The 340-nt window shown below is 70.3% G+C and carries 1 protein-coding gene; it reads left to right on the forward strand.

Features of this window, described 5'->3' with window-relative positions; all coding sequences use genetic code 11:
- Positions 1-80: 80 nt before the first annotated feature.
- The coding region (locus MFF64_RS39055; protein ID WP_238193955.1) for an alpha/beta fold hydrolase at positions 81-340 on the forward strand (260 nt) is incomplete at its 3' end.

Raw genomic sequence — 340 nt, forward strand, 5'->3', positions numbered from 1 at the left:
CTCGGCCAGATCCCCCGAAAGCATTCGCCCCACGTTTTACCACGGGCGCACCCTCCCGTCCAGACGGGGTATGCTTAGGCATGCACCTTCTCCTCCTCCACGGCTTCACTTCCCACCCCGTCCTCACCCTCGGCCCCCTGCCGGAAAGGCTTAAGGAGGCGGGGTGGGAGGTGCGCCAGCCCGCCCTGCCGGGCCACGGCACGCGGCCCGAGGACCTCCTAAAGGTGCGCTTTCAGGACTGGCTCCTGGCGGCGGAGGAGGCCTACCTGGAGCTTCCCGAGCCCCGGGGGGTGTTGGGGCTTTCCATGGGGGGGCTTCTCGCCGCCCACCTCGCCGCCCG

The sequence above is a fragment of the Methylobacterium frigidaeris genome (assembly GCF_022179185.1).
Taxonomy (GTDB): domain Bacteria; phylum Pseudomonadota; class Alphaproteobacteria; order Rhizobiales; family Beijerinckiaceae; genus Methylobacterium; species Methylobacterium frigidaeris.